The organism is Umezawaea sp. (assembly GCF_057122925.1).
This window is the reverse complement of the sequence record NZ_DBNGPQ010000121.1, coordinates 1-13100: the sequence shown is the minus strand read 5'-3', so window position 1 is coordinate 13100 and position 13100 is coordinate 1. Positions and strand designations below refer to the sequence as shown.

At 73.0% G+C, this 13100-nt stretch carries 7 protein-coding genes; 2 read left to right on the top strand and 5 right to left on the bottom strand.

Annotated features, from left to right (window positions below):
- Positions 1 to 71 precede the first annotated feature (71 nt).
- The 5 genes from gntD to AC156L_RS27130 form a co-directional block, all read right to left on the bottom strand.
- On the bottom strand, positions 72 to 1124 hold the full coding sequence (gntD, locus tag AC156L_RS27150) for a guanitoxin biosynthesis L-enduracididine beta-hydroxylase GntD (RefSeq protein ID WP_330874680.1): 1053 nt from the start codon (positions 1122 to 1124) through the stop codon (positions 72 to 74).
- Between the two features lie 17 nt (positions 1125 to 1141).
- Complete coding sequence (locus AC156L_RS27145) at positions 1142 to 5581, bottom strand: non-ribosomal peptide synthetase family protein (RefSeq protein WP_330874678.1); 4440 nt, start codon at positions 5579 to 5581, stop codon at positions 1142 to 1144.
- Positions 5582 to 5613: 32 nt separating this feature from the next.
- Entirely contained in the window at positions 5614 to 5814 is a 201-nt protein-coding gene (locus tag AC156L_RS27140) for an MbtH family protein (RefSeq protein ID WP_330874676.1), read from the bottom strand.
- A gap of 61 nt (positions 5815 to 5875) precedes the next feature.
- Positions 5876 to 8902 carry a condensation domain-containing protein gene (locus AC156L_RS27135; protein WP_330874674.1) on the bottom strand — a complete coding sequence of 1009 codons (3027 nt, stop codon included), beginning with the start codon at positions 8900 to 8902 and terminating at the stop codon, positions 5876 to 5878.
- Positions 8899 to 9645 carry a thioesterase II family protein gene (locus AC156L_RS27130; RefSeq protein ID WP_330874673.1) on the bottom strand — a complete coding sequence of 249 codons (747 nt, stop codon included), beginning with the start codon at positions 9643 to 9645 and terminating at the stop codon, positions 8899 to 8901. Before AC156L_RS27130 ends, AC156L_RS27135 begins: the two co-directional genes overlap by 4 nt.
- Positions 9646 to 9829: 184 nt before the next feature.
- Here AC156L_RS27130 and AC156L_RS27125 point away from each other — a divergent pair, with 184 nt between their 5' ends.
- Entirely contained in the window at positions 9830 to 11755 is a 1926-nt protein-coding gene (locus AC156L_RS27125) for an AMP-binding protein (RefSeq protein ID WP_484407371.1), read from the top strand.
- Positions 11756 to 11775: 20 nt separating this feature from the next.
- Positions 11776 to 13100 (top strand): condensation domain-containing protein (locus AC156L_RS27120; RefSeq protein WP_484407369.1); only part of this gene is annotated, 1325 nt, incomplete at its 3' end.

Genomic DNA, 13100 nt, shown 5'->3' with positions numbered 1-13100 from the left:
GGTCTCCTCCTCCTGGGGGGGGGTGGACGGGCCGGCGGGGGGGGCGCGGAACGCCACCCCGGACGACCCGCTCAGAGCAGGACCCGCTCGTGGGCCGCCGCGCGGTAGCGGCGCGACCTGCGCAGGTCCCTGGTGACGATGACCTTCTTCAGCCACCGGTCGGTGCCGTCGTACCGGGCGCGGAACTCGCTCCGGCCGTGCACGGCCTTGTAGTTGTCGACGACGAGCAGGTCGCCCGCCCCCAGCGCGATCTCGGTCAGGTTCGCGTCCAGCGCCGAGACCAGCGCGTCCAAGGCCTCCGCGGCCTCGGTGTCGCCCGGACGCGCCGTCATGAACGCCGGGTCGATGCGCAGGTACGGCGCGTCCGGGTGGCCGAACAGGACGGCGCTGGGATCGGGGCTCTCCCGCATCCGCTGGATGCTGTGGATACGGTCCGTGCCCTCCACGAGGGCACGGGCCCGGTTGACGTGCTCGTTGTCGGGCAGGATGAGGAACCGGGGTTCCGCCAGCACCTCCCGGTGCCGCGCGGCGATGTCCACCTCGTCGATGCTCGCCACCGTCGTCGGGACGGCGTCGTGGTTGCGGACACCGAGCAGCAGGAGGTAGTCGCACCGGTGCGGGTGGAACCCGTCCTCGGTGTGCCACTCCAGCTTCACGGTGCCGTGACCGCTCTGCTCGCGCTGCTCGGCGGGCATCGGCACCACGTTGTGCAGGAGCTTGCCGTTCTGCAACGTCGACCACCCGAAGATGTCGCCGAGCAGGCTGGCCACCAGCACCAGGTAGACCTCGTGCGCCGTGAGGGCCGCCACCCGCTCCGGGGTGGGGACCTCCCGCCAGTCCAGGGGTGTCGGACCGATCTCGGCGTCGTCGATGCGCAGCCCGCGCACCACCAGGGCGGCGGCGGGCTCGTGCAGCCGGAAGTCCCTCAGCTCGTCGACCAGGCCCTGCGGGAGCCTCTGCGCCAGGCCCGCCGCCGCGGCCAGCAGCGCCGGGGAGGTGGCGCTGCCGTGGTCGGCCGCGACGTTGCGGGTGAACGTGTCGACGTCCTTGGTGTCGATGGAGGACAGGTCCAGGTAGCGGACGGTCCGCTGGACCGCGGTCGTCGTTGTCGGTGTTCCTTCCATGACGTGCCTCTCTCGCTTCAGCGCACGACGTCCTGAGGTGCGGGCAGGTATCCGTTCTCCACGAGGAACCGGAAGCACGAGTGGGCCCACTGCTCGTTGACCGGCGGGCACTCGATGCCGGACCCCTCCAGCGCCTCCAGCAGCACCTTGCACTCCTCGAGCGGGTCGACCTGCTGCTGCAACTCGGGGTCGAGCGCGGCGTGCCGCATCGAGGCCACGCGCAGGAGCGGGGTGAGCGGGTAGAGGATGTGGTCCTCGTCCACCTCCAGCGCCTGCCTGCGGGCCTCCTCCTCGGCCACGACGTTGAGGTCGTAGCCGAACGACCGCAGCCACTGGTAGCACTGCTGCATCGTCGTGGGTTCCCGGTTGGTGATGTTGAAGTTCTTGCCGAGGTTCTCCTCGCGCAGCGACGTGTAGACGATCGCCTCGGCGGTGTAGTCGACCGGCACCGCGTTGATCACGTCGTTGTAGAGCGGCAGGACGCCCAGGTCGAGGAAGCCCTTGAGGTACACGTAGAGGTAGTCGGTGTCGTGCGACGCACCGGTCTTCGTGTGGCCGGTGATCATCCACGGGCGCTGGATCGTCACCGGCACACCGCGGTCGCGGGCGATGACGGTGATCTTCTCGGCGACCCACTTGGTGCGCGGGTAGCCGGTCGGGACCTTCACCGGGTGGTCGCCGAGGTCGTCCTCGGTGAACGGCCGCGCGGCACCGGTGCCCATGAAGACGTCCACACTGGACACGAGGTGGAACGCCTTGAGGGTGGTGTTCGTGCACAGCCGCAGCAGTTCCTCGGTGCCGAGCACGTTCGCGGCCTTCATCGCCTCGAACGGGTAGGTGAAGTTGACGATGGCGCCGCTGTGGTAGATCGAGTCGAGCGTGGCGGCGTGGCCGTCGAACTCCTCCTTCGACAGGCCGAGGTACGGCTTGGCGAGGTCGCCGACGACGACCTTGATGCGCGAGCGGTAGGACTCGTCCCACGCGCGGTACTTGCGGAACGTCTCCTCCAGCCGGTCCCACGCCGCGTCGGGGCTCTCGCCGCGGACGAGGCAGTGCACCGTGGCGTCGGTGCGCTTGACCAGCTCGACGGCGATGAACACCCCGAGGTAGCCGGTGGCGCCGGTGACGAGGACGTTCTTCGGCGCGAACCAGTCGGCCCTCGGCAGCCCGTCGGGCTTGATGGCGGGGTCCAGCTTCACGTCGGCGACGAGTTCGGCGACCTGCTGGGCGTAGAGCGCCGCGCTGTCGACGTCGTTGCGGTCGCGCTGGTGCGTCTCGACGACCCGCGCGATGCCCTGCACCGTGGGGACGCGGAAGACCTCGTCGATCGGCAGCTCGATGTCGTTCTCGCGGGAGAGCTGCGCGGCGAGCCTGGCCACCAGCAGCGAGTTGCCGCCCAGCGCGAAGAAGTCCGCCGTGGCGCTGATGTGCTGGAGGCCGAGCACGGAGGCGAACGTCTCCGCGATGCCCGCTTCGAGCTGGCTGGCCGGCTCGACGAACCCGCTGGCGGCGATCTCCTGCGGGGCGGGCAGCGCGGCGGTGTCGATCTTGCCGTGCCGGGTGAGCGGCATCCGCTCCAGCGTCACGAAGCCGCTGGGCACCATGTAGTCCGGCACCTGGCCGATGACGTGGTTGACCAGCGTCTCCTGGGTCAGCACCCGGCCGATGACCGGCACCACGTAGGCGACCAGGCGCTGCACGCCCGGCTGGTCCTCCCGCACGGTCACGACGGCCTCGGCCACCAGCGGGTGACGCAGCACGACGTTCTCGATCTCGGACAGCTCGATGCGGAAGCCGCGGATCTTGACCTGGGTGTCCGTGCGGCCGAGGAACTCGATCGTGCCGTCGGCCTGGTAGCGGGCGAGGTCGCCGGTGCGGTAGAGCCGCGCGCCGGGCTCGGCGGTGAACGGGTCCGGCAGGAACCGCTCGGCGGTCATCGCCGGTCGGTTGGCGTAGCCGCGGGCCACGCCGTCGCCGCCGATGTACAGCTCGCCGGGCACACCGGGCGGCACCGGGTTGAACCGCTTGTCCAGCAGGTGGATCCGGCCGTTGGGGATGGGCTTGCCGATGGGCACCCTCGGCAGCTTGGCGTCGGACGGCGACACCGGGTGCACCGTGGCCCACACGGACGCCTCGGTCGGGCCGTACTCGTTGAACAGCGCCGTGTTCGGCGAGCGGCGGAAGTGCTCGGCCACCAGGCTCGGCGGGAGCGCCTCGCCCGCGACGATCGTGGTGCGCAGCGAGTCGTGCGGTTCGAGGTCGGTCTCCAGCAGCACCGCGTACTGCGACGGCACGCCGTCGAGGTGGGTGATCCGCTTGCCGCGGATGAGCCTGCCGAGCAGACGGGGGTCGAGGACCTCGGCCTCGGTCGGGAACACGACCGTGCCGCCGCGGCCCAGCGTCCAGTACAGGCCGCCGCCCGCGGCGTCGAACGTCAGCGGCGCGAGGACCAGGTACCGCTCGGGCAGACCGGGTGCCTCGACGGCGGAGCGGGCCGCCGTGGAGTGCACGATCGCGCGGTGCTCGACGGCCACGCCCTTGGGGCGGCCGGTGGAGCCGGAGGTGTAGATGACGTAGGCGAGGTCGTCGACGTCCACCGCGGACGACACGGGCGCGTGCTCGCCGTCCTCGGTCGGGATGGCGATCCGGCCGATCCCCGCGAGCTCCTCCGGCAGGCCGTCCAGCGCGTCGGCGCGGCCGACGAACTGGCTGATGCCCGCGTCGTTGGTGATGAACGACAGGCGGTCCGCGGGGTAGGTCGGGTCGAGCGGCACGTACGCGCCGCCCGCCTTGAGCGCGCCGAGCAGGCCGACCACGGCGTGCACCGAGCGGTCGACCAGCACGCCGACGCGGGAGCCCACGCCCGCACCGGCCTCGACCAGCGCGGCGGCCAGCGCGTTGGCACGGCCGTCGAGCGAGGCGTAGGTCAGCTCGACGCCGTCCGCGGCGAGCGCGATGGCCGTCGGGTTGGCGGCGGCGGCGGCCTCGACCAGGCCGTGCAGGGTCCTGGTGCGGTCGTGCTCCAGGTCGGTGGCGTTCCACTCGCCGACGACCTGCTCGCGTTCGCGGTCGGTGAGCAGCGGGACCTCGGCCAGCGGCAGCGCCGGGTCGGCGACCGCCTTCTCCAGCAGCAGCAGGACGTGGCCGAGGAACCGCAGGACCGTCGAGCGGTCGAACAGGTCGGTGTTGTACTGCGCCCGCAGGGTCAGCTCGCCGTCGCGGCGCACCGCGTAGAGGTCGATGTCGTGCGGTGTCCACGTGGTCGGCAGGTCGAGCGGCGACGCCGCGGCGCCGGGGACCTCGCGGGAGCCCGCCTCCTCCTCGAAGGTGAAGGAGGTCTGGAACAGCGGCGTGCGGCTGAGGTCGCGCTGGGGCTGCGCGGCCTCGACGATCCGGTCGAACGACAGGCGGGCGTGCGTCAGCGCCTCGGCGTGGACGGCACCCACCCTGGGCGCGAGCCGCGACAGCGAGTCGGCGTCACCGAGCTCGATCCGCAGCGGCACCGTGTTCTCCAGCGGTCCCACCAGGTTCGCGCCGTCGGAGTGCCAGGACGCGGGTACCGGGACACCGACCGCGAGGTCGCGCTGCTGCGAGTACCGCGACAGCACCGCGACGTACGCCGACAGCAGCACCTCGGACGGGCCGTGGCCCGACTCGGCGCCGTACGCCGTCACGGCGTCGGCCAGTCCCCGCGCCACGGGGACGGTGACCGAGTCGCCGTGGATGGTCTTGAGCGGCGGCCTGGGGCGGTCGGTCGGCAGGTCGAGCGGGGTCAGCGCGGCCAGCTGGTCGCGCCAGTAGTCGATGTCCTTGGTCGCGTCGTCGCTGTTGACCCAGTCGCGCTGGGCGCTGACCAGCGAGTGGAAGTCGACCGGGGTGGCCAGCACGTCGCCGGAGGTGCCGTCGACGAGCGCGGTGTAGCGGGTGAGCACCTCGTCGGCGAGCAGCTTGACCGAGCGGCGGTCGGCGACCATCTGGTGCAGGGTCAGCACGAGGACGTGGTCGTCCGCGGCGGCCCTGAGCAGCGAGGCCCTGATGAGCGGCCCCTTGGCCAGGTCGAACCGCAGCCGGGTCTCGGAGGCGACCACGCGGGCCAGCTCGGCGTCGAGGTCGGCGGCATCCACGTCCACGACCGGCAGCCGCAGGGTGACCGCGGGGACGGTGGTGCCCAGCGGGTGGCCGTCGACCTCGCGGAAGGTCGTGCGCAGCACCTCGTGGCGCTGCACGACGGCGGTCAGGGCCTGCTGCATGGCAGCGGGGCCGATGTCACCGGACAGCCGCACCGCGGTGCTGACCTGCCACGGCTTGCTGTCGTCCAGCTGGAGCAGCATCCACAGCCTGCGCTGCTCCAGGGAGAGGTTGCTGGGCGTGGCCTCGGCGGAACCGTCCAGGAGCTGGGCGAGCAGCGCGCGCTTCTCCTCCGGCGTCATGGATTCCAGCTCGTGCTGCTGGCTCATCGGGCACTCCTGTCGTTTGGGTTCGGGCTGGACTAGCTGACGCGGTCGCGGACCGAGCGGGGTCGCATGTCGGTCCACACCTTCTCGATGTGCTGAAGGCACTCCTGCTTGCTTCCGGTGGTTCCGTCCGCCGTCCACCCCGCGGGCAGATCGCGGTCGGCGAACCAGATCGAGTACTGGTCCTGGTCGTTGACGACGACCTGGAAGGTCGTGTCGGCGTCGTCGATGCCCATCTGCGTGCGTCTCCTTCGGTGTGGTGACCTGCCAAGGGTTTTGGTCGGCCAAGGGGTTCGGTCAGCCGAGCTGCCGCAGCAGCTGCTCGACCTCCTTGTCGGTCATGCCGTCGAGCTGGCCCCGCACCGCGGTGGCCTTGTCCGCCGGGCCGCGCGCCCGGTCGTTCTCCAGCGCCGCCACGGCTTCGGCGAGTCCGGCCGCGGTCGGCCTGCGGAAGAAGTCGCGCACCGGCACGAGCACGCCCAACTGGTCGCGCACCCTGCCGATGACCCTGGCGGCGAGCATCGAGTGGCCGCCGAGCGCGAAGAAGTCGGCGTGCACGCCGAACTCCTGCACCGGCAGCGTGTCCTTGAAGATCGCGACGACGACGCGCTCGACCCGGTTGCGGGGCGGTGTGGCGTCGACCGCGCCGAGCAGGGACTGCCCGCGCAGGGCGGCCAGCGCGACGAGCGCGGCGCGGTCGACGGCGCCGTCGGCGAGGCGCGGCAGCTCGGGCACCACGCCGAACGCCTCGGGCACCTCGTGCGCAGGCAGGGCCGCCAGCGCGCGGGTGCGCACGGTCGCGGCGAACTCGTCGTGCTCGCGCGGGGACCCCGCCGCGCGGGCGCCGTCGAGGACGAGCCAGCCGACGAGCCTCGTGGCGCCGCCGACCTCGCCCGCGACGACGGCCGCGGACCGCACGCCCTCGACACCGGTGAGCACGCCCTCGATCCGGCTCGGCACGACCAGGTGGTCGCCCGCGACGAGCCGCTCGTCGGCGTAGCCCACGAACCGCAGGTCACCGCGGCGGCTGTAGCGGTAGCGCTCGCCGGTGGCCGTCGCGGCGGAGCCGTCCGAGCCGCTCCCGGCCACGGCCGGGCCCGCCAGGTGCAGCTCGCCGACCGTGCCGATCGGGACCGGGGCTCCGGTGCCGTCGAGCAGGCGGCGGGTGGTGTTCGCCAGCGGCGCCCCGTCCGGGCCCAGTCCCACCGGGGCGGCGGACGTGGGGGTGTCCCGGCCGACCAGCACCGGGTGGCCGGTCCGGTCGAGCATCCGCACGAGGTCGTCGGCGACGACCGTGCCGCGGCACACCAGCCGCGCGCCCGCCGGTGGCGTCCACCCCTCGGTGAGCACCCGCCGCCACGTCGGCGGCGGGGCGACGACGAACGCGCCGTCGGGAGCGCCGTCGGCGCCGATCACCAGTGCGCGCGCCGAGGTCAGCGCCAGCAGGACGTCCACGAGGTCCGGGCTGGTGCCCGCCAGCAGGACGACGTCGTCGGCCGGGGTGAGCGCGAGCCGGTCGGCGAGCGCGGTGACCGCGGCGAGCAGCGCGCGGTGGGAGAACACCGCTCCCGCCCGCCACGCCGGGCTGTCGGGACCGGGCGCGCTCGGCCCGGTGGGGTCGAACCGCGGGCCCGTGGTGATCACCCAGTCGTCGCCGCGGCGCTTGACGAACGCGCCGTCTCGGGGGTGGCGTTCACCGAAGGACAGCACGGCCCCGACCTCGAACACGGCCAGCGCGGCGACGACCAGCGCCGTGGAGGTGACCGGCGGGGTGGCCACGACGACGTCCGGTCCGCCGATGCCCTCCTCGCGCAGCAGGTCGGCCAGTTCCGCGGCGCGGGCGCGCAGTTCGGCGGACGACAGCTCGACGCCGCCCTCCCGCACGACCGCGTTCCCCAGCAGGTCGAGGACCGTGCCGTCCGGCACCGTCCGATGTGGACCGGTGGCCCAGCTCTCCACGACGGCCCGCTCGGCGTCGTCCGCCTTCGGCAGCGTCCCGGAGACGGCGTCGGGATCGCGGCGCACCTCGGTGAGCACGCGGCGGTAGAGGTCGAGCACCGCGTGGGCCGTGTCGGTGTCGTACAGGTCGCGGTCGTGGTCCAGGCGCAGGAGCAGCCCGTCGGCGTGCGGCAGGACCGTCAGCCACAGCTCGAACTTCGCCGACGTGGTGACGAGCTCGACGGGCGTCATGGTCAGCTCGGGCAGCTCGACGGCGAACGACGGCGTGTCCTGGAGCGAGAACATCACGTCGAACAGCGGGTTGCGGTCCAGCACGCGCGGCTGGCGCATCTCCTCCACCAGCCGGTCGAACGGCATCCGCTGGTGCGTGAACGCCTCCAGGCAGGTGTGCCGGACCGCGGCCACGGCGGCCCCGAACCCCTCCGCCAGCGGCAGTCGGGTGCGCAGCACGAGGGTGTTGGCGAAGAAGCCGATCAGCTCCTCGGCGTCGGGGTGGTGCCTGCCCGCGACCGGCGTGCCGACGGCCACGTCGTCCTGGCCGGTGACGCGGGCCAGCGCCACCTTGAACGCGGTCAGCAGCACCATGAACCGGGTCGCCGACCAGCCCGCGGCCAGCGCGTCCAGCCCGGCCACCTCGGCGGCGTCGAGCACCAGTTCCAGGCGTCCGCCCGCCATGCGGCGCGCGGTCCCCCTCGGCCGGTCGACGGGCAGCGCGAGCGGGGTGGTCCCGGACAGCGCGCCCCGCCAGTGGGCCACGAGCTCGCGCATCGGCTCGCCCGCGAGCGACTCCTCCAGCCAGGCCACGTAGTCGGCGTACTGGATCGGCGGCTCCGGCCGTGCCGGGCCGCCGCCGAGCAGGGCCCGGTAGGCGTCGGCGAGGTCGCGGTAGAACACCTCGGTCGACCAGCCGTCGCAGGCGACGTGGTGGATCACCACGACCAGCGTGTGCAGGTCGCGGGACTCCCGGACGAGCACGACCCGCAGCAGCGGGGGCTCGTCGAGGGTGAACGGGATGGCGGCCTGCTCACGGGCGTGGTCCTGCACGTCGCCCTGCACGACCGGCAGCGACACCAGCGTGTGCGGCACGACGACCTGCCGGGGCTCGCCGTCGACCAGGCCGATGCCGGTGCGCAGGCTCTCGTGCCGGGCCACCACGTCGTTGAGCGCGCGCTGGAGCAGCACCGGGTCGAGCCGCCCGGTGAGCCGCACCGCGCTGACGACGTTGTAGGCGGCGTTGCTCGCCGGGTCGAGCTGGCACAGGAACCACAGCTGCCGCTGAGCGGGAGCCGCGGGCAGGACGAAGAAGCCGCTGTAGTCGCGGGCGGGTCCACCGCTCACACCGCCGACGTAGGACGAACTGCTCACCGCCGTGCCCCTTCCGCGAGGAGGTCGGACTCGATCAGGGAGACGACGCGCCGCTCGTGGCGCTGCACGAAGAAGTGGTCGCCGTCGAGGTCGGTGACGGTGCACGCCGCCGACGTCAGCTCGGACCAGCTTCCGCTGCCCACGGCGGTGGACTGCACGTCGTCGCTGCCGCGCAGGACGTGGATCGGCACCGGGAGCGGGGGTTCCGGCCGGTGGGCGTACTCCTCCACCACGGCGAGGTCGGCGCGGATCGTGGGCAGCATCAGGTCGATCAGCGCCGGGTACTCCAGCACCTCGGGGTCGAGGCCGTTCACGCCGATCAGCCAGGCGACCAGCTCGTCGCGCGGCAGGTCGTGGGCGCGGTCGAGGCGCAGCCGCTGCGGGGCGTCCATGCCCGCGACGAACAGGCCGAGCGGCAGCGGCAGCCCGGCGGCGCGGAGGGCGCGGGTCAGCTCGTACGCCACGAGAGCGCCCATGCTGTGCCCGTAGAAGGCGTAGGGGCGGTCGGTGAAGGGCGCCAGCGCGGTGGTGAGCGCGGCGACCAGCTCGCCGAGGTCCGCCATCGCGGGCTCTCGGAGCCGGGACTCCCGGCCGGGCAGGCGGACCGCCTGCACCCGCAGGGCGTCGGTGTGCCGCTGCCAGCCCTGGAACACCGAGGTGCCGCCACCCGCGTGCGGGAAGCACAGCAGATCGCACGCGGGCTCTGGCACGTCGGCGAAGGACGTCAACCAACGGGTTCCCATGCCGGCCACACGCACCTCCGAATTGATTCCTCCGACGAGCACAACAAATGGGTACCAGCCACCCCTCCGGGCACGTCAAGACATGCAGAGAAAGGTGAGAGATCGCGGGTAGGTACGTGAGAACAAGGCGAGAGAACGGGTCTTTACATTTGCCGGAGCGTCACCGCAGAAATGGAGTCCACCGATGCCCGAACGCACGCTGGCGCATGTGCTGGTCGACCACGTCGCCGCGGGCGGGGACCGCCTCGCCTTCGAGTTCCTGCACGACGACGGACGGCTCGACACGCTGACCTACCGGGAACTGCTGGACCGCGCCACCGGCGTCGCGCGGCGGCTGCGGGAGGAGTCCGACGGCGGGCCCGCGCTGCTGCTGTACCCGCCGGGGCTCGACTTCGTGGTCGCGGTCTACGGGTGCTTCCTGGCCGGCGTTCCCGCGGTGCCGACGTATCCGCCGCTGTTCGGGGCCGCTGACCGCATCAAGCAGCGGTTCGAGCGCGTGCTGGCGGACTCGCGGGCGACGGCGCTGCTGGCCGACCCGTTCGTGCTCGCTGTGCTCACCTCGTCCGGTGCGCCGGAAGGGCTGCCGCCGGTGGTCGCCGTGGACGCGGACGCCGCGCCGGGGGACGCGTGGGACGACCTGCCCGCGCTCGGCGACGTGGCGCTCGTGCAGTACACGTCGGGCAGCACGAACCAGCCGAAGGGCGTCGTGCTCGAACACCGGAACCTGATCGCGAATATCGAGGCGATCAGTGCCGTGTTCAAGCTCGACCAGGACACGCGCGCGATCTCGTGGCTTCCCCCGTACCACGACATGGGATTGATCGGATTCATTCTCACACCCGTGCACGGCGGTTTTCCGGTGCGACTGATGTCGCCGATCCACTTTCTCAAGAATCCGCTGGAGTGGATCAGGCAGATCGGCGAACTGCGGGTCACGCACACCGGCGCGCCGAACTTCGGCTACGACCTGTGCGTGCGCCGCGCCGCGGGCAAGGACCTCTCCGACGTCGACCTGAGCGGCTGGCGGCTCGCGTTCAACGGTGCCGAGCCCATCCGGGCCCGCACGCTGGCCGCGTTCGCGGACCGCTTCGCCGCCAACGGCTTCCGGCCCGAGGCGTTCCTGCCGTGCTACGGGCTCGCCGAGGCGACGCTGATCGTCACCGGCCGGCACTGGACGGGCGACGACGTCGACGCGGACGGCAGGGTGGACTGCGGGCCGGTGATCGACGGCCACGACCTCGTCATCGCCGATCCGGAGTCCGGCACGCTCGTCGACGGCGCGGAGGGCGAGATCTGGGTCCGCGGCCCGAGCGTGAGCCGCGGGTACCTCAACGACACCGGGCAGCCGGAGGGCGACCTGGTCGGGCACGTCGACGGCGAGCGGTACCTGCGCACCGGCGACCTCGGCTACCTGCGCGACGGGCACCTGTTCGTCACCGGCCGCCGCAAGGACGTGCTGATCCAGCACGGCGTGAACCACCACGCGCACGACCTGGAGGCCGCGGCCGTGCTGGACAACCCGGTGCTGCGCCCGACGGCGGCGGCGTTCACCGTCGACCACGACGAGGAGCTGGTGATCGCCGTCGAGCTGGTCAAGCGCGACGGGGCCGACCACGACGCTCTGGCCGCCGACGTCCGGGACAGGGTGCTGGCCGCGACCGGCGCGCGGATCGACACCGTCGTGCTGTGCCCGCCGGGCGCGATCCCGCGCACCACCAGCGGCAAGATCCAGCGAGCGCTGACCCGCACCCGGCACCTCGCCGGTGAGCTGACCGGCACGACCGTGTCGGCGGCGCCCCGCGCGACCGGCGGTCCGGCCCTCGAACCCGTCGAGCTGTTCTTCGCCGAGGTGTTCGCCGCCGTGTGCGAGGTGGAGCACTGCGCGCCGACCCAGACCCTGAGCGGCATCGGCGGCGACTCGATCCGCGGCGCGGAGATCTCGGCGATCACCGAGGACGCGCTCGGCCTCCCCGTGCCCGTCGGAACCCTGCTCGAAGCCCAGTCACCCCGTGAGCTGGCCGGGCGACTGCTGGCGCGCTGGGCCGAGGACGGGGTCACCGGTGCCCGCGTGCTCGACCGGATCGGCGCAGTGGCCACCGCTCGACCCTGACCTCATCGGAGGAGCTTCTCGTGGAATTCCCGGCTGCCCTTGGTCGTGATCTCGTCAAGCGGTGGCGCGCCCGCGCGGCACCGGCCGCCGCGTCGGGCGACACCCCGGCGCAGGCGGGCCTGCGGCTGTTCGAGCAGGTCCACCCCGGCACCGCGGTCAACGTGCTGTCGTTCGTGGCGACCGTGCCGGGAGCCCTCGACGTGGACCGGCTGCGGTCGGCGCTGGCGGAGGTGGCCGCCCGGCACCCCGTGCTGGGCCCCGGTTCCCCGCTCGCGGTCCGGACCGCGGACGACCGCGCGACGGCGCTCGCCCAGGCTCGGGAGCTGGCGTCCGAGCCGGTGGACCTGGCGGGCGGACCGCTGTGGCGCACGGCGGTCTGGTCGCTGGACGGCGAGACGGTCCTCCAGGTGGTGGCGCACCACGTCGTGTGCGACGGCTGGTCGCTCGGCGTGTTCCTGGCGGAGCTGTCCACCGCGTACTCCGGTGGCGAGCTGCCGCCCGCGGAGCCGATGCCCGCGACCACGACCGCGGTGACGGAGGCCGACCTCGCGTACTGGACCGAGCGGTTGGCGGGTCTGCCGCCGCTGGCGCTCCCGACCGACCGGCCGCGCCCGGCCAGGCCGCGCTTCCGCTCGGACGACGTGCCGCTGGCGCTGGACGCCGAGGTCGTCCGCCGGGTGCGGGAGGTCGCCGCGGACGAGGGCGCGACGCCGTTCATGGTGCTGCTGAGCGCACTGCACCTGACCGCGTCGAGGGTGTCCGGGCAGACCGACCTCGCGATCGGGACACCGTCTGCGACCCGTGAGCGCCACCGCGCGCCGAGGGCGATCGGGCCGCTGGTGAACATGCTGGTGCTGCGGACCGACAGCACGGGCGCGCGGACCGGCCGGGACCTCGTGCGGGCGGTCCGCGACACCTGCGTGCGCGCCTACGAGCACGGCCACGTGCCACCGGAGTCGTTGGGGGGCGCGGCCTTCCGGCTGATGTGCGTGTTGCAGGACGGGTTGCCCGAGTTCCGGATGGACGGGCTGCCCGTGCGACCGCTGCTGATGGCGCCCGCCGCGGTCCAGCACGACGTGGAGCTGTACCTGTGGCTGACCCCCGAGGGGCTGACCGGGTTCCTCGGCTACGACACCGACCTCTTCGACGCGTCCACCGCGCGGCTGCTCGCCGACCGGTTCGGGGTGGCTCTGACGTCGCTGCTCGCCGATCCCGACGGCGATCTCGCCGACGTGGACGTGCGCACCGACGCCGAACGCGCGCTCCTCACCGCGCTGGACACCGGGCACCCGGCCGGGACGCCGACCGCGTGCGTGCACGAACTGGTCGAGGCGCAGGTCGACCG

Excerpts from the sequence above, each read along its gene's own strand:
- gntD (WP_330874680.1), bottom strand. The coding sequence starts at position 1,124 with ATGGAAGGAACACCGACAACGACGACCGCGGTCCAGCGGACCGTCCGC.
- AC156L_RS27145 (WP_330874678.1), bottom strand. The coding sequence starts at position 5,581 with ATGAGCCAGCAGCACGAGCTGGAATCCATGACGCCGGAGGAGAAGCGC.
- AC156L_RS27140 (WP_330874676.1), bottom strand. The coding sequence starts at position 5,814 with ATGGGCATCGACGACGCCGACACGACCTTCCAGGTCGTCGTCAACGAC.
- AC156L_RS27130 (WP_330874673.1), bottom strand. The coding sequence starts at position 9,645 with ATGGGAACCCGTTGGTTGACGTCCTTCGCCGACGTGCCAGAGCCCGCG.
- AC156L_RS27125 (WP_484407371.1), top strand. The coding sequence starts at position 9,830 with ATGCCCGAACGCACGCTGGCGCATGTGCTGGTCGACCACGTCGCCGCG.